Origin of the sequence: Streptomyces sp. NPDC017202 (assembly GCF_044331705.1) — a bacterium.
Taxonomy (GTDB): Bacteria; Actinomycetota; Actinomycetes; order Streptomycetales; family Streptomycetaceae; genus Streptomyces.
Map to the genome: position 1 here is coordinate 85108 of NZ_JBIRNP010000012.1, position 15433 is coordinate 100540.

Sequence of the window (15433 nt, forward strand, 5' to 3'; positions counted from 1 at the left end):
GCGAGGATGCCGTCGCCGGGGGCGGTCAGCTCGGTCAGCGCATCGGCCGCCTCGTCGGTGGTGGTGGCCTCGCGGATGCGCTCGGCGACGTGGGCGACGGAGGAGCCGAGCGTGGGGTAACTGGCGGGGCGGGCGTCGGTGTCGAGGTCCTTGTCGCAGTCGACGCGGTAGCCGAGCGCCCGCAGGCGGGCGCCGGCGCCGGTGGCCAGGCGGGCCTCGTCGTCCCGGTTCAGGCCGGTGGGGGTGCGGTGGTAGGTCTCGTGGAGGCGGACGACGGCGACGAAGCCGGTGCGCTGCAGGACGCTGTGCGCCTCGGGGTCGCCGCCGCGGGCGAGGAGTTCGCCGGAGTGCGGGTCGCGCCGGATGTTCAGGAAGCGGTCGGTCGAGGGCAGAGGGGCCTCTCCTACGGTGATCGGTGGGCGGAGCGCCGGGCAGGCGGGGGAAGTGCGGCGGTGCGGGGCTGGACCAAGCGTGCTGCGGTGGTGTCCAGGTCCTGCTGGATGGCGTGCAGGCGGCGGGCGATCAGCTCCAGGCCGTGTGCCGCTTCGGCACCGGCGGGGCCCGGCTGGCGTTCGAGACGGTGGGCGGTGTGCTCGATCAGTCCGCGGACCGTGGCCAGCGGGCCTGCCTGTTCCTCGGCGAGCTGGGTGAGGACTCGGGCGAGCTGGGCAGATGCCGTGGGCGCAGCTGGGATGGCACTGTGGCCGGTGCGTACGGGGAACAGATCCCGGTCCTGCGGATGCAGGCGGACGTCCACGTGGAGGATCGCCTGCCGGTCGTTGTCCGGGCTGGCGGCGAACGGGTGCTCCAGGTACGGGTCTTCAAGGTGCTCGGCCCACTGGGTGGCCGTCCACGTCTTCTGCTCGTCGTCCAGAGTGAAGTGGTCCAGGCCGGGCCAGTGGGCGACGACCGTGTGGTCGGTCAGGCCCTCGTTGGGCGAGACCGGCCGGCCCAGCGCCTCTTCGAGGGGGCCGTGGGAGCGGTGCGTGCGCTCGTGCAGGCGGGGGATCACCGGCCGCCCCGCGCGTCGGCGAGGTGGACGAGCTGGCCCAGGGCGGTGGTCGTGTACCAGCCGCAGTCGATCACTTCCTCGCGGTCGGCGAAGCGAGGCAGGAAGGTGTCCTCCATGGCCCGCAGGTGGATCAGGCAGTCGGGGCAGCGGCGCGAGAGGTGCACGAGGTAGCGGGGGTGGCCGGTGGTGTAGGTCTGGGCGCCGCCGGTCGGGTCGCGCAGCCGCCATCCGTCTTCGTCGGTGGGGGTGTGCCAGGACGGGGCGACGATGCGCATCGCGTCTCCCCACAGCTCCCCGCCGGCAACCCCCTTGAGCACGACGACCGTCTCGCCGGCCTGGAAGTGGGCGTGGGTGATGTCCCGGGTGGGAGTGAGCGGGTCGGGCGTGAGGGCGAGGACCGGGGCGGGCGGCGGGGTCCAGGGCGGGGGAAGCAAGCGGAGTCCTTCCACACGGGGGAACGGCGGGAGGATCAATGGTCCGCAGGAACGCCGGTTTGGCTAACCGGCGTTGTCCGGCTATGTTGCCCCGGCCTCAGCGGAAGGGGTTCTCCGTGCCGAGGTCGTCATCGCCGGCTGCTTCCAGAAGTTCGAGCAGGTCAGAGCCCTCGGCATCGCGCTGGTCGATCCACCAGCCGGCCCGGGTCACGGCGCGGGCCTTCTCCTCCAGCTCCGCCCAGTCCGCCTCGTCCCAAGTCCCCTCCACGACCAGCGCCGTGTGCGCGCCTTTCATCAGCTGGTGGCGGGAGCGCTCGCCCCAGTCCAGAGCCCTCTCGGGTCCCTCCAGCGGCGGCATGTCGAATCGCTTCGCCCACGCTCGGGCTGCCTCCTGCTCCGCGGCGCGCCTGGCCGCGAGCCATTCCTCCTTGGATTCGGTGTCGGCGTCGCGTGACGCCTTCCAACAGTCGGTGCAGTCCTTCGTCGCTAGCCAGCGGGCGAATCCGGCGCGCCGGTCGGCTGGACGGTTGGAGAGGTCGTGGGTCACTTCGTGCCCACAGCTGTGGATGATCTTCCAGGCCGTGCGTACTGCCACGTGGTTGTTCCTGCTTTCTATCTTTTTGTCTTGTCTCAGCGTGTTCTGCGGATGGCGTCTGTGGCCGCCTTGGCGATGGCGACGGGAGCGCTGGAGGGCTGGGGAAGGTGGAGCAAGGTGGTTCCCGGCAAGTGGTGGGACTTCGCGGTGAGGGTGAGCTGGAGGACGGCGCAGCCGGCGGTCGTGAGCTGCTTGACACGGGTGACGGCTTGAGCGGTTTCGTCGCTGCCGTACCGTGCGTCGGTGACGATCACGAGCAGGCGGCCGGCGCCGGGGCGGCTGAGTTCGAGGCCGTGGTCGAGCGCGTCGATGGCGTCGCCGAGGTTGTGGTGGCCGCCGGTGGCATCGAACGTCGTCACGCGCTCTGGTGCTCGGTGGGTGGGTCGGATCAGTGCGGTCAGGTGCCTGTCGTAGGCGATGGTGGCGGTAAGGGATTCGGGGTCGGTCAGAGCCGCTGCGCGTGCCACGATCCAGGCGGCGGACGCGACGGGCGCGCAGGCGGCACGCATGGAGCCGGAGACGTCGACGGCGATACCCACACGCAGCGGTGGGGTGGGGGAGTTGCGGCGGCGGGTATGGGTGAACGGTTCCGCGGTGGGGACCGACCCGGCCGCACGCTGAGCGTCGCGGGCGAGGGCCGCGCGCATGTTGAGGCGGCCGGGCGGGGTGGGGCTGGTGGTCCGCTCCTCGGTCCGCTCGCGGTAGGCGGCGGCACGCAGGGCGCGGCTCAGGCGCGCGGCGGCACTCTTCTCCGCGGCGGTGGGCCTGCGAGTGCCGGTGACCGGGTTGCCGGAGGGCGCCGGTGTGCCGTCGGGAGAGACGGTGGCGCCACGGGCGTTGAAGACCGACTTGGCGGTGGCAGCGGCTTTGCGTCGCTGGCCGGCCCGCTGGGCGCGGTCCTGAGCCTGCGCCTTGGACTGCGCGGCCACGGCGTTGGCCGCTGCGGCCTGAGCCGCGACGTCGGCGGCGTCGGTGGCTGCCGTGCTGTCCATGACGACCCCCACGGCGCCTGACAGCAGATCGGTGAGATTCTCCGGCACGGGCAGGGCGGGGGCCGCGATGTCCAGAGCGTCGCACCATGCTTGACCGTGCGCGAGCATCGTCGTGGCTTCGTGGTCGGCGCATTGGTGCGCTGCGCTCCAGATGCGGGTGAGTGTGGCCAGCAGGTCTGCGCCCAGCACCTTCTTGCACAGATCGGCGACGGCCCGGGTCTCGCCGGCGTCCAGGATGCCGACGTCACGGCGGCCGAGGATCAGGGCCGCCACACCGGCGGCGTGCTCGATGCCCTGGAGGTTGGGGTGGGCGATGTCGGGCATGACCAGGGTCCTGGCGCTGGTGCGCAGGTAGGTGCGGTCCGTGGGCCGCGTGATCAGGTGTGCGCCTTCGACACGGCTCTCCTCCAGCAGGAGCGCGGCCTCGATGACACGGGGGTTCGCCCCGGCAGGAGCCGTCCAGACGGAGTGGGCCGCGTGCGCGGCCTCGTGGACGAACACGCCCCAGGCGGCCGGGTACCGCTCCTCGTCGCCCACGATCCGCGGATGGATCTCGTGGGGCTTCAGCGGTGCGAACAGGCTGGCATCGAACTCGACCTCGCCCAGAGTGGGGAAGAACGCGGCCGGCGCGCCGCTGCGCGTGCCGGGGCGGCAGGTGACGAGGAGGTCCTGGCGGCCGGAGAGGGCGACCAGCCGGTCGCCGAGTTCGGCTCCCACGCGCAGCCACGCGTTAGGGGAGGTGCGGGGTTGCGCGGGCGGGGCGCCGTCGTCGTCCCATCGCGCGAGGTCGCCGTCGTCGTCCGGCATGGACTGGACGTGGTGGTGGGCGCTCATCGCGAGCGGCCCCGGTGTGCGGAGCCGGCGCTGCCTGGGGGCTGCCGGGCTGCTGAGGAGGGGAGCTGCTTACCGAGAGTGAGGGGCGCGATCTTCTTGATGCCGACGGCCTTGGTGACGGCGTCGGCGACGGCGCCACGGTCCTCCACCGGAGCGATGCCGACGAGGTTCGCGAGCGCGGCTTTGGTGCCGAGGACGGCCTCGGTCTTCTGGTAGCTGAGCAGCTCCCGGAGTTGGGGGGCCCAGCCCAGCTCGCCGAGTTCGACCTGGTGGGCGAGGTGTCGGGCGACCCGGACCACCCGGGCATCGATCCTCAGCGCCAGGGCGAGGTCATAGTCTGTGCCGATCTGGATCTGCACGCTGAACCGGCTCGCGAGCGCCTCCGTCAACACCGCTCCGTGCACGCCCGGATTGTGGCCCGCCACCACGTAGAAGCCCGGCTCGGCCTTGATGGTCTCGCCCTTGTGGGCCTTGACCTGGATCTGCCGGCGCCCGTCCATAGCGGGATACAGCGCCGCCAGGACCTTCGGTGAGATCAAGGTGGCATCGTCGATCAGCAGGGCGCGGCCCTCGGTCATCGCGGTGACCAGCGGACCGTACTGGAAGACGTAGCCTCCCGCGTCGGCCTGTGTGTACTCGCCGATCAGGTCTCCGACTGTGGTGTCGCCGTCGCCGGCGACGGTGAGCAGGTCCGGGAACGCCGCCTCGACCAGACTCGTCTTGCCGGTGCCCGGAGGGCCATAGAGAAGCACCGGCACGTCGGCGTCGCGCAGCCGGTTCAGCGCCTCGACGTCGGGCAGATCGGCCAGCTCCCGAGGGTGGTAGAGCTGGCCTCCTGCGCGGCGGATCGGGCCGGTCTGCCGAGGCGTGGCTGTGGCCGGAGTGGCCGTGGCCGCCTGGGCGCGGGGAGCGTGGGTGCCCGGAGGGCTGATCACAGCGGTCTGCGCCGCTGCGGCGGTTTTCGCGTTCGCGCGGAACTCCGGTTGTCCGGTGCCGCTTTGGTCGGCTTCGCCGCGTCGCACCAGGGTGAGCGCGGCGTTGCGGACGGCGCCGTGGGAGTGGCCCAGCTGCCTGGCCATGTCCCCGATGGTGAGCATGTCCGTCGGCCGGTCGGCCAGCAGTCGGGCCACCTTGGCCCGTAGTTCGCCGCCCTTGGTGCGCGCCGGACTGGTAGGCGTAACGGGTGTGGTCAAACGAGGCCCCCTCAACGGGTGCGGGTGCGGGTGCGGGCGGGTTGGCGATGCGCTGGAGAGGCTGGCCGCTCTCGGAGCGGATCACGGGCTGTGGCGACGTCGGGGACCGGGCCAACTGAGGGGTTGCCATCGGCGTTCACCGGCCGGCCGAGGGCTTGGTGCAGGTGCACGGGATGGCTGGCGACGAACAGCTCGCTGGCTGCCGAGCAGGCCCGTGTGTCCGCTCCGTGCCGGGTTCCGTCGCTCCGCAGGCGCAACCTGGCGTCTCTTCGAAGCCGGACTGGAGCAGGATCCGCCGGGCGGCGGCGTTGTAGCCGGTGGTGGTGATCTCGCCGGTGATGGCGTGCCGGATCGTCAGGAACGGCTCTGCTGGTGTGTCGGGCAAGGCGGATCTCCTATCGGTGGTGGCGGTAACGGGGAGGGGCGTGGGCTGCTTGTCGGCTGGGCGTGGTGGTACGAGCCAGCGGCGTGCGGCGAACAGAACGGCGAGCGCGAAGGCGGCGCCGGCGGCGGGGAGCACGGCGCTCGCCAGGGGCTGCTCGGCGAGGCGCCCGGATAGGGCAGTGCCGGCGGACTGCCCGACGCCGATCGAGAGGATCAGCCAGGCGTACGCCTCGCTGGTGCGGGCTGCGGGTACGAGGGTGTCGGTAGTGACGTAGGCGCAGGCGACCACGACGGTCAGGAACGCGCCGGGCACCGCGACCGCGACGGTGGCCGCGTACGGGCCGGGGAGGAACAGGAGTGGCAGCCACCCGGCCACGAACGCACCGGCGACGGTGACCAGCCGGCTGATGGTGGTGCTGTGGCCGTAGAGGAGGCCGCCCAGGAAGCTGCCGGTGGAGAACGAGGCGGGCAGGATCCCGGAGAGCATCTCCTGGCGGTATTGCTCGGCCATGGAGACCGCCCAGACGTTCATGGCGCCGATCGCGAAGCCGATGCCGACCAGAGAAGCGAAGAGCAGTACCAGTGCGGGACTGGCCAGTCGCGGTGTCTCGCGTGCCGGTACCTGAGCGGGCGGGGCCGGACGCCAGCGTCGTGACGGTGGCGCGAGAGCCACCGCGGCGGTACCGGCCATGCCGAGTACAGCGGTGACCGCGAGCGCGGTGGTGGGGCTGTGCGTGCAGGCGAGCGCCGCCACGAGCAGGGGGGCCGACGATGTAGAGCAGACCCTGCGTGCCGGTGTCCAGGGCGAGGGCCGCGTGGCGGAGGCGGGGGTCGGGCAACACGTTGGGCCACAGGGCCCGCAGTCCGGCCTCCAGGGGAGGCGTGCTCAGCCCGCCGGTTACGACGATGGCCGTGGCCAGGCCCGCTCCGCCGAGGGGCTGGCTGTCGGCCGGTCGAGGGCACGGCGGATCTCAGCGGTGGTGGCGGACAGGCCGTCCAGGACGGCCCGCCACCCGGCCAGGTGCCGCGCGGGCGGCAGTTCGTCGAGCGCGTGGCGGGCGACGTCCAGGAGGTTCTCGGCGTGCGGGGCGAGGTGGGTGGCGTACGCCTCGACCGCCGCTTCGTCGCGGCCTGCTCGTGCGGCTGCCGCTGCGCCTGCGTGGACGGTGCGGCCGAAGCTGTAGCGGGTCGTGTCGAGCGCGACCTCGTACTCGTGGTCGATGACCGCCATCCGCAGCCGGAAGGTGCGGGCGCTTTCGATGACGTCCTTCACCACCGTTGGGGAGCCGTCCGGGAAGGGGCTTGACTCTGTCATCGGGACCGCCCCGTTCCAGCGGCGGTCAGGTGAACGGTCGGTGCGTAGGTGGGCTTCGGCGGGATCGGCCGGGCAGAGGGGGGCGAGGTGGTGGGCGCGGTGGCGTGCTGGGTGGTCCGGCCGGCGGCAGCTTGTGCGAGGCGGCTACGGCGCTCTAGGAGGCCGTTGGGCCGTGTCGGGCGCGCAGCCGCTGCGGACTGCTGGGGATCCAGGCCCATGTCGGCCTGCACGGTGTAGCCGTGGCTGCGCAGGTCCAGGACGGCCTGGCGGGTGCGGCGGGCTCCGTCCCGCTCGGGCTCGCTGAGCCGGTAGAGCCCCGGCTTGTCGGGGACGGGCTCGAACTGCTCCCGCTCAAGAAACCAGTGGGTGAGGTGTGCGGGCAGGGAGGCGGTGGAGGAGGCGACGAAGCCGTGCTCGGGGTGGGTGCCGAAGGCGAAGTGAGTGCCGGGCTGCAAGGGGGCGTGCTTCTCCTGACGTGGTCAAGTGGCGGTGGTCAGTGGCCGCGCTGGGCGGGACGGGCGGAGGTGGTGGTGTGGGCCGCCGGGGCGGCGACGGGGAGCACGGGGCGGGGGTGGGGCGCGCTCAGCCGGGCCTGGCGCAGGAAGCGCTCGCCGTCGATGAGGTGGCGGGACATGGCCTCCAGGTCGCGGCCGAAGCGGTGCTGGTAGGCGGCCAGGAGGAGGGGAGGTGATGGCTGGGCAGCCCGTCGAACTGGACGTGGATGCCGCTGTAGCCGGTGCCGGTGGTGGGGCGCGCGATGAAGGAATGGGTGGACAGGCGTACTCCAGGGGACGCGCGGAAGAGACTGGGCTGCCGCGGGGAAGGGCAGCGATCGGCCGTGCGAGGTCCTAAGTGCGATGCAACTGGGTCAGGACCGGGGGCCGGAGGCGTCGGTGCGGGCGCAGGTGTAGCCGATCAGGCGGGAGGGCTCGGCCTTCGCGGGGACGGTGGCGGCGTCGTCGCGCACGAACGTGTACCGGATGGAGGTGCGAGGCACGTCGTGGAGCCAGGCCCGGTCGTCCTTGCCCGGGTTGAGCTGCAGGCCGGAGTTCGCGACGGTGTCGGTCTGGGCGTGCGTGTGGGAGAAGAGGACCAGTGCGCCGCCGTCAGCGGTCTTCAGGGCGTAGGCGTCCTCGTAGCGGTTGGGGGCTTCGTCGAGGACGGTGCTTGCCTGGCTCCCGAACCGGGTGCCGGTCTCGTCGTGGACCTTGATCTGCCGCTTGCGTACTGCGTCACGATGTAGGGGTCCTCGCGTGTCACGATCCAGCCCTCGGGGTCTCCGGGACGGCGTTCGGAGGGAGGCTCCTGCGGTGGGCTGATGGTCAGGTAGCTGTCGTCGGGGAGCGAGACGCGCACGATGTAGGTGCTGAGGCCGAACTCGATGTCGCAGGGCAGTCCGCGGGCACGTAGCGGTGTGGTGATGTGCGTGTGGCGACGCCACAGCTCCTGCCACCATCGTTCCGCCACATTGCGGTGGTCGGGCAGCGGCGCAAGGGTTGTGCCGGCGTTCACGGGGTTCGGCTCGTCAGCGGCCACGGCTCCTCCTCCGGGACGCCGGCCGGTGTCCCGGAGCCGGACGGCGGGTGAAGTCGGTCTCCGGCACCTGGTGCGAGTCGAGTTCGCAGGCGCCGCAGGCCACGCTCAAGTCGTGCTCCATCTCGGCATCGCGGTCGGCGAGCTGTGCCATGAGGTCGTCGTGTTCGGTCTGGCGGCGCCGGGCTTCGGCCCATTCGGCGGCATTCTCGTGAGGGGGTCGGGCCAAGGGGACTCCGGGTGTGGGGGCGGGGCGGGGAGCTACCGGCGCGGCGCGGTACCGGGTGACGGGGGAGAGGGCGGCGGGCCTGCGGTAGTCCCCTGCGGGAGGCCGGTCGAGGTCTCAAGGGCCGGGTCGTAGGCGAACCGCAGCCTGTTCACGCCGGCTTCGTCGGCAAGGGCCAGGACCGACAGGGCCCGGCTGGCCGCTGTCATCAGCAGGTTCGAGGGTGGTCTCTTGGCCGCGCCGCGGTTCTCCTGTTTCCACCGGGCAGCCGCGGCGAGGTAGTCGCTCAGGGCGCGCAGTGCGGGTTCGGCGGCATCCAGGACGTGGTCGGTGACCGCGTCCATCTCCGCCGAGGTCTGAGCCGCGGCGAGGGCTCCCAGGTACGGGGTGAGGTCGGGTGCCTGCCAGGAGGGTCGGGCAGCGGGTGCGCGGTGCGGAAGCGCGCTGCGTCGCGTCGTGCCCACCGCTTCAGGTCGCCGCGGGTGGCGAGGTTGTAGCGGGCCACATGGATCTGATCGGCGTCACGGCCAGCGTTGTCGTACAAGTCGAAGTCTGGGTCATGCGAGGTGATGAGGTAGTCCTTCGAGCGTTCGTCGGTGTCGGGGAAGTCTTCGGGTCCGGGCCTGCTGGACGTGGAAGCCGGCTGCGTCGAGGAAGGCGAGGGCAGATGGCGCTCTTCGACGGGGCGAGCCGCATGCATCTCGGTCACCGACGAGTACGGCGAGCAGCTGCTGACGGCGTGGGAATGGCACGCGGGCTGGGGGTGGTGGTGGGCCCGTCCGCTGTCACCTGGCGGTAGGCAGCGAGGGCTTCTCTAAGAGTGCATTCTCGTGCCGCTCGGGTCGCTTTCGTGGTAGCTCATTGTTCCACCATCCGTAAAATAGGACTCCTGTGAGGACAAGTGCCCCCAAGGCGGCCCCGGTTACGTGTCCGACAGGTGGCGGCGAGACCGCCACTCCCACATGCGCGAGAAGCCAGGGCTTCGGGAGCCTGGGCTCGGCTTCGACGCTGGTACCAGCGATCTGACTGGGCGCGTCATACCGCCGTTCTCGCTGCGGTGGTCGCAGCCGCGAGCCTGGCCATCACAGCGTGGGGGACGTACAAGGCGGCTCAAGTGGCTGACGACCAGCTCGCGCAGTCCAAGGAGGATGGCGAGAAGGAGCAGCGAGCCGCAGCCTCACGCGTAACGTGGTGGGAAGACGGCGGTGAGAGCATCACCGTGGCCAATCGGACTCTGGACCCGGTTTTGGTGACCATGTTCTTGCAGACCCGTGAGATGAAGGAACAGAAATCCAGCTGGGCCAACTACATCTATTTTGGGGTGGTGCCGCCCTGCACTTCCATATCGGTGCCGGAAGCTGCTGTCAAAGATGAGGCCACCCGCCGCAACCCTGGGGAAGACTGGCTTCTGAGAGGAGTCCACTTCGTCTTGTCGGATGGCACCTTCTGGGTCCGCCACGCCAGCAATCGCGCACTGGCCGCGACCGAAGTACCGCTACCTACAGGGCTGGCCAATCCGAAACAGCCGGGCGGGTTGCTTGCGGATCCCGATGCGACGACGATTCGAATGGAGCAATGCAGGAGCTGACCATGATCAAAGGCTGTCCCGCCCGCGTTGCGGATGGTGACGTAGTCCGCGTCGTCGATGCCCTCGTGAAGGACGGCTTTGATCGAGGGCGCGATACTGGCCATGTCGACGCGGGCCTGTTCCCCCTCTGGGGACTCGACGCCGTGTCAGTGCATGCGGGCGTCGGTGTCGAAGAGAGCCAGTTCGTGGCTGTGGAGGAGGTGCTGGACGATGAAGCTGCGTCCAGCGACCTTCCACAGGCCCCGGCCGCGGTTGAGGTGGGCGATGGCGTCCATCTCGACGGAGGTCAGGCCGAGGAGGGTGGCGGCGGCGTGGAGCTGGTCGGTTTCCTGGCGGTAGATGATCCGGGTGGAGCAGTCGGCGAGGAGGCCCTCGGCGAGGGCGCGTCCCTGTGATCCGGCGTCGCCGGCGGTGAGCAGGTCGGAGAGGCGGTGGATCACCATCAGGTTCGCGATGCCCAGGCCGCGGGAGAGCTTCCACTGGGCCTGCATGCGCTGGAGCAGGCCGACGTGGCGCATCAGGCGCCAGGCTTCGTCGTAGACGATCCAGCGTCGGCCGCCGTCAGGGTCGGAAAGGGCGCTCTCCATCCAGGCGGAGGCGCAGGTCATCGCCAGGACCAGCGCGGTGTCGTCGCCGGAGCCGCCGAGGCGGGAGAGGTCGATGGTGAGCATCGGCGCTGTCGGGTCGAAGTTCACGGTGGAGGGAGCGTCGAACATGCCCGCCAGGTCGCCGAAGACGAGGCGGCGCATGGCGTGGGCGAGGTCGCGGGCGGCGTCGCCGAGCCGCCCCGACATCATCCCGGCGGCCTCATCGAGGGCGTCGGGGTCGTTGAGCGTGGCGGCGATGTCGCCGAGGAGCGGGGTGCGGCCGGTGGCGTCGGCACGGGTGACGACGGCGTCGAGGGCGACGTCGAGGGCGGTGTGCTCCATGGGCATCAGGTCTCTGCCCAGGACGGTGCGGGCCAAGGAGCCGAGCAGGAGCAGTCGCCGCTTGCGGATCTCCCCGGCCCAGTCCGCTTCGGAGACGCTCGCTGGTCGCGGGGCTGCGTCCAGGGGGTTCAGCCGTCCGGGCAGACCCGGGCCGAGGGCGACGGACCGTCCGCCGAGGGCTTGGGCCACGGGTGTCCATTCGCCCTTGGGGTCACAGGGGACGTAGACGCGGTAGCCGAAGGCGATCGAGCGCAGCGCGAAGGACTTGGCGAGCGCGCTCTTGCCCTGGCCGATGACGCCGGCGAGCAGCAGGTTGGGGTTGGTGAAGCCCTCAACCTTGCCGTACAGGGCGAACGGGTCGAAGACGAAGCTCGCTTCGGCGTGGACATCGCGGCCGATGTAGATGCCCTCGGCGCCGAGGCCGCCTTCGGCGAGGAAGGGGTACGCGCCGGCGGCCACCGCCGTGGTCATGCGGTGGGCGGGCAGCTTGAGTCGGTTCCCGCGGGCGGAGGCGGGGCCGGGGCGTCCGCCGGCCGGGTGGAGCGGGGCGGGCATCTCGTGCTCGGGGCTCGTGGCCTGGGCGGAGTGGGTGCCGGCTTCGGCGCGGGCCTTGGCGGTGGCTTCGGCGAGCTGGCGGCGGGCGGCCTTGCGGCTGGCGCGGTCGGTGCCGTGCGGGGTGAACAGCGGGGAAGCGGAGGCGCGGCGTGCGCGGTGGGCGGGCCGGTGGCTCATCGGGGGCCCTCGATTCTGCGGGTGGTGCTCATCGCACGCAGGCGGTGGTGTGCGCGCGGAGGTCGCTGGGGGTGGTCTTGCGGCGGACGACGTGTCCGGCGGCGAGGTGGCGCTGGCAGATCGTCAGCACCGGCGGGCCTTCGGGCAGTCGGTCGGGGCTGCAGGTGCTCTGTTCGGCGTCCGCTGCGGTGCCGGTGGGCAGCAGGTGGAAGGCGTTGTGGACGTCGCTGGTGGCCTGCCAGAGGTGAGTGTGCGCGGTGGCCAGGTGTCGGCCGGCGGTCGGGTGGGGCGGGCGGGTGTTCTCGGCGAGGCGGTCCAGAAGGTGGAGCAGGGCGGTGAGGTGGCCGTGGAGTGCGTCCAGGTGCTGCCGGTCGGCCGGCCGAGGCGGTAGGGCGTCCGGCGGGCGGAGGGCGCGGGTGTGGTGGCGGACTCCGGCGCTGGCTGCGCGCAGGTAGGGGTGCGCGTCCTCCGGGGGTGCGGGGGAGGTCAAAGGTGGTGGTCCTTCCTGCCGGGCGGCAGGGCGGCGACGGGTGGTTGCGCCGCGGATGAGCGAAGGGCTGTGGGCAGGGACGCCGACCGTTGAACAGGGGGCGGGTTCACAGGACGGTGCGGGCGAGGGGCAGTGCGCTGAGGGTGAAGGCGTCGGGTTGCTGGTAGTTGAGCCGTCGCAGGTCGACGCCGGAGGTGACGGCGTGGGTTTCGATCTGTGCGCAGGCGGCGTCCAGGAGGGCGTCGGTGTCGGCGGTGACGGTGACCAGGCCGGTCAGGGCCACGTCCGCGTGCCCGGCGATGAGCTGGCGCTCACGCTGCTTGACGTCGGCGTACTCGACGGAGTCTTCCTCGCTGTCGACCTGGCCGCGGCGGGAGCGTTCGTTGGCGTCGGCGATGATCGCGGCCTTCCGCCGCTGGACGTCGCGCAGCGCGGACTCCAGGGCCTGCGGAACGTAGATCAGGGAGAGGCTGCGGCGCACGCCGGCGGTGAACATGATCCCGTGCAGGAATCCGGCGCCCATCTCGGTGCGGGGCCAGTTCTCCACCCAGTACGTGGCGTGGCGGGCGCTGTCGGTGGCGAGGCGGTCGTACTCCTCGACCTGGACGACTGGGCCTGCGGCGGCGGGGTCGGCCTCGGCGCGGCCGGTCTCGGACCACTGCTGGAGGGCGGCGAGGGCGGCCGGGTCGTAGGCGGTGCGGATGACGGCGGCGATCTCCCTCGCGGTCAGCCACCCGGTGACCGTCAGGCCAGCGTTGCGGGCGGCCTGGGCGATGGAGGCGGTGGTCTGCTCCATGACGGTGAACGCCCCCGGCAGCCCGCCGCCGGCCTGGCTGATCAGTCGCCGGGCGGCCTTGAGGTCCAGGGAGATGGCGAGGTAGGTCTCGTGCGGTGCGGCGGCGGGTCCGGCGGAGGCGACCAGCTCGGAGTAGATCTGCCCGGCGACCGGGGTCTGAGGCTGGCCGTGGTGGGTCCAGTGGCGGGTGAGGGTGTCACCGCTGTCGGGAACGGTGCGCTCCAGGACCTGCACGGTGGCGATGTGCCCGGTGCGGGCGATACCCGCCAGCGCGCGGCCCCAGCTTGAGACGTTGTGGTTCTGCGTGGCGGGGTCCAGGAGGGCGAAGGCGCGGGAGCTGACGCGGGCGATGGCGGTCAGGGTCTGCCGGTGAGGGTCGTGGACGGCCGCGGCACCGTTGGCGGAGTCGCCGGGGGTGACCACCTTCAGGGATGCGGTGGTGCCGGGCAGGTGCAGGATGCCGTCCTGCCGGGGCCGGGTGACGGGCCGGGCGAGCCAGAGCGTCTGACCGGTGCGGCGGCGGTGCGCGTAGCGGGTGACGATCGGCGCCCAGTCGATCAGAGATCGTCCGTGCTGGCGGATGGCGACGAGCGCGCCGGACGCCGCCCACAGAGGGGCCAGGGCGACGGCGCCGAGCAGCCCGGTGGAGATCACGGTCAGCAGCAGCACAGCCAGCGTGGCGGACACGAGCAGAAGTTGGGGCAGGGAGAGGCCGAGGAGGATGCCGCGGCGGGAACGGTGCGGGAACTTCACCGTGACCGGGGCGACGGACAGATCAGTCATGAAGTGGGTCCTGGAGGCGCGGGTGGAATCCGGGGGCGGGGGGGGGGGGGGGCCCCCCCCCCCCCGGGGTGGGGGGGGGGGGGGGGGGGCGGCCGGCGGGGGGGGGGTGGGCGACCCCCGGGACCGGGCGGTCGGCGAAGGGGGGGGGGGGGGGGGGCCCCCCCCCCCCCGCCCCCGGTGTTCGGGCAGGGGGTCAGAGGCCGGCCGGAGGCGGCGGTGTGCTCGACCCGCTGGACGGGGCGTTCTGCGATCCGGAGGACGGGGGCGCGCCCTGGGGCGGTGGGGTGGTGGTCGGCGGCGTGGACTGCCACCCACCTCCCTGTCCGGAGGCGGCGTTCGTCCCGGCTCCACCCGGCCCGGGGCTGCCGCCCACCTGGCCGCTGGTGTCGTCGGACACGCTGGTCGGCGCGGGCTGGACGGCCTTCTCCAGTCCGGACTTGAGGGCGTCGCCACCGGGTGAGGCGCCTGTTCCGCCGCCCTGCGGGCCTTCCTTGCCTGCGTCGTCTCCGCCGGTCGGATTGGCCGCGATGTCGCCGGGGAAACCTCCGCCGGCATCGGGACCCTGCGGTGCGGCGCCCGCTCCGGCGGCTGCGCCACCGGTACCTGCGGTGGCTGCGGCTGCGGCGGCCTTGCGGGCGGCCTTCTCGGCGTGGGCCTTGGCGATCTGGGCTCCGGCGCCGCCGGCACGGTGGATGGACTCGCCATCGGTGCCGTCCGCCGCCCAGTGCACGAACTTGAACACGGCGTACGGGCACAGCAGCACCAGGACCATGATCACGATGCCGGACATGACGTCGGCCAGGGCGGCGATGCCGTCCTTGGCCTCGGTCTTGCCCATGGCGGCGATACCGAGGACGAAGATCACGGTCATCAGGAGCTTGGAGACGACGAGGGTGGCGGTGGCTTCGATCCAGCCCTTGCGCCAGCGCCGGGCGGCCTCCCAGCCGCCGCCGGCGGAGGCGAAGACGGCGAGGGTGACCATGACGAGGATGCCGACCTTGCGGACCATCATCACGCACCAGTAGAGGAACGCGCCGATGGCGGCGCCGAGTCCGGCGACGACGGGCACGAGCCAGCCCAGGCCGGAGAGCGCGCCGATCTGGTTGACCTTGACGATGCGGCGCACGGCCGTCTCGATGTTCAGGTTAGCGGCCTTGAACAGTCCGTCGCTGATGGCGTCGACGACTTCGATGGCGACGGTGGTCAGGGAGATGGCGCAGAAGGCGAACAGGACGCCTGACATGGTGCCGGTGAAGGCTTGGGTGAGGGCTTGGCCGTCGCGTCGGATGGCGGCCCGGACCAGCTGTGCGGAGAAGGTGGCGACCAGCAGGACCAGGCCCAGGGGCAGCAGCATCTCGTAGTTGTCGACGAACCACGAGGCGTTCAGGTCGACCTTGGTGGTGGTGTTGACGGCCTCGGCGGCGAGATCGGCTGCTGCGGCGGCCAGTTCGCCGGCGGACTTCGCCATCCAGTCGCCGATGGCCTTGCCGGGGTCGGTGGCGAAGTCGACCGCGCCGCCGACGGCGCACAGCTTGTCCGCCAGGGGGAAGTCACAGAAACCCACGGGGTTGCTCCTCCTTTCGTGTGGTTAAGCGCG

The 15433-nt window shown here is 71.9% G+C and carries 17 protein-coding genes; 1 reads left to right on the forward strand and 16 read right to left on the reverse strand.

Annotation, left to right across the window (positions count from 1 at the left end):
- Positions 1–403 precede the first annotated feature (403 nt).
- From ACH4N1_RS23120 to ACH4N1_RS23175, 12 genes are all read right to left on the reverse strand, one after another.
- On the reverse strand, positions 404–1012 hold the full coding sequence (locus tag ACH4N1_RS23120) for a relaxase/mobilization nuclease (protein ID WP_398099670.1): 609 nt from the start codon (positions 1010–1012) through the stop codon (positions 404–406).
- Complete coding sequence (locus ACH4N1_RS23125; protein ID WP_355647423.1) at positions 1009–1446, reverse strand: hypothetical protein; 438 nt, start codon at positions 1444–1446, stop codon at positions 1009–1011. Before ACH4N1_RS23125 ends, ACH4N1_RS23120 begins: the two co-directional genes overlap by 4 nt.
- A gap of 97 nt (positions 1447–1543) precedes the next feature.
- Positions 1544–2041, reverse strand: a complete 498-nt coding sequence (locus ACH4N1_RS23130; RefSeq protein ID WP_398099672.1) for a hypothetical protein — start codon at positions 2039–2041, stop codon at positions 1544–1546.
- Positions 2042–2076: 35 nt separating this feature from the next.
- On the reverse strand, positions 2077–3867 hold the full coding sequence (locus ACH4N1_RS23135; RefSeq protein WP_398099674.1) for a hypothetical protein: 1791 nt from the start codon (positions 3865–3867) through the stop codon (positions 2077–2079).
- The gene (locus tag ACH4N1_RS23140; protein ID WP_398099845.1) at positions 3864–4997 is read right to left on the reverse strand and encodes an AAA family ATPase; all 1134 of its coding nucleotides are present in this window, start codon (positions 4995–4997) and stop codon (positions 3864–3866) included. The genes ACH4N1_RS23135 and ACH4N1_RS23140 overlap by 4 nt, the downstream gene beginning before the upstream one ends.
- Before the next feature lie 199 nt (positions 4998–5196).
- Complete coding sequence (locus tag ACH4N1_RS23145; protein ID WP_392249223.1) at positions 5197–5418, reverse strand: hypothetical protein; 222 nt, start codon at positions 5416–5418, stop codon at positions 5197–5199.
- 924 nt (positions 5419–6342) lie between these two features.
- Entirely contained in the window at positions 6343–6759 is a 417-nt protein-coding gene (locus ACH4N1_RS23150; RefSeq protein WP_398099676.1) for a hypothetical protein, read from the reverse strand.
- Positions 6756–7214 (reverse strand): hypothetical protein, encoded by a 459-nt coding sequence (locus ACH4N1_RS23155; protein WP_392249210.1) that lies wholly within the window; start codon positions 7212–7214, stop codon positions 6756–6758. Before ACH4N1_RS23155 ends, ACH4N1_RS23150 begins: the two co-directional genes overlap by 4 nt.
- A gap of 38 nt (positions 7215–7252) precedes the next feature.
- The gene (locus tag ACH4N1_RS23160) at positions 7253–7393 is read right to left on the reverse strand and encodes a hypothetical protein (protein ID WP_398099678.1); all 141 of its coding nucleotides are present in this window, start codon (positions 7391–7393) and stop codon (positions 7253–7255) included.
- A gap of 234 nt (positions 7394–7627) precedes the next feature.
- Positions 7628–7756: a hypothetical protein gene (locus ACH4N1_RS23165; RefSeq protein WP_398099680.1), complete on the reverse strand. Its 129-nt coding sequence runs from the start codon at positions 7754–7756 to the stop codon at positions 7628–7630.
- Positions 7757–8284: 528 nt separating this feature from the next.
- Positions 8285–8521 (reverse strand): hypothetical protein, encoded by a 237-nt coding sequence (locus tag ACH4N1_RS23170; protein ID WP_398099682.1) that lies wholly within the window; start codon positions 8519–8521, stop codon positions 8285–8287.
- 32 nt (positions 8522–8553) lie between these two features.
- Positions 8554–8982 (reverse strand): hypothetical protein, encoded by a 429-nt coding sequence (locus ACH4N1_RS23175; RefSeq protein WP_398099683.1) that lies wholly within the window; start codon positions 8980–8982, stop codon positions 8554–8556.
- 650 nt (positions 8983–9632) lie between these two features.
- Here ACH4N1_RS23175 and ACH4N1_RS23180 point away from each other — a divergent pair.
- Complete coding sequence (locus ACH4N1_RS23180; RefSeq protein WP_392249205.1) at positions 9633–10106, forward strand: hypothetical protein; 474 nt, start codon at positions 9633–9635, stop codon at positions 10104–10106.
- A 146-nt stretch (positions 10107–10252) separates the two neighbouring features.
- Here ACH4N1_RS23180 and ACH4N1_RS23185 read toward each other — a convergent pair whose 3' ends face one another.
- The 4 genes from ACH4N1_RS23185 to ACH4N1_RS23200 form a co-directional block, all read right to left on the reverse strand.
- Entirely contained in the window at positions 10253–11767 is a 1515-nt protein-coding gene (locus ACH4N1_RS23185; protein ID WP_398099685.1) for a VirB4 family type IV secretion system protein, read from the reverse strand.
- Between the two features lie 28 nt (positions 11768–11795).
- Positions 11796–12257: a DUF6238 family protein gene (locus tag ACH4N1_RS23190; RefSeq protein ID WP_398099687.1), complete on the reverse strand. Its 462-nt coding sequence runs from the start codon at positions 12255–12257 to the stop codon at positions 11796–11798.
- Between the two features lie 106 nt (positions 12258–12363).
- Complete coding sequence (locus ACH4N1_RS23195; RefSeq protein WP_398099689.1) at positions 12364–13836, reverse strand: SCO6880 family protein; 1473 nt, start codon at positions 13834–13836, stop codon at positions 12364–12366.
- Positions 13837–14029: 193 nt separating this feature from the next.
- The gene (locus ACH4N1_RS23200; protein ID WP_398099691.1) at positions 14030–15400 is read right to left on the reverse strand and encodes an ATP-binding protein; all 1371 of its coding nucleotides are present in this window, start codon (positions 15398–15400) and stop codon (positions 14030–14032) included.
- Positions 15401–15433 lie beyond the last annotated feature (33 nt).

Coding starts and splice junctions, on each gene's coding strand:
- ACH4N1_RS23135 (WP_398099674.1), bottom strand. CDS start 3,867: ATGAGCGCCCACCACCACGTCCAGTCCATGCCGGACGACGACGGCGAC.
- ACH4N1_RS23150 (WP_398099676.1), bottom strand. CDS start 6,759: ATGACAGAGTCAAGCCCCTTCCCGGACGGCTCCCCAACGGTGGTGAAG.
- ACH4N1_RS23160 (WP_398099678.1), bottom strand. CDS start 7,393: ATGTCCCGCCACCTCATCGACGGCGAGCGCTTCCTGCGCCAGGCCCGG.
- ACH4N1_RS23185 (WP_398099685.1), bottom strand. CDS start 11,767: ATGAGCCACCGGCCCGCCCACCGCGCACGCCGCGCCTCCGCTTCCCCG.
- ACH4N1_RS23195 (WP_398099689.1), bottom strand. CDS start 13,836: ATGACTGATCTGTCCGTCGCCCCGGTCACGGTGAAGTTCCCGCACCGT.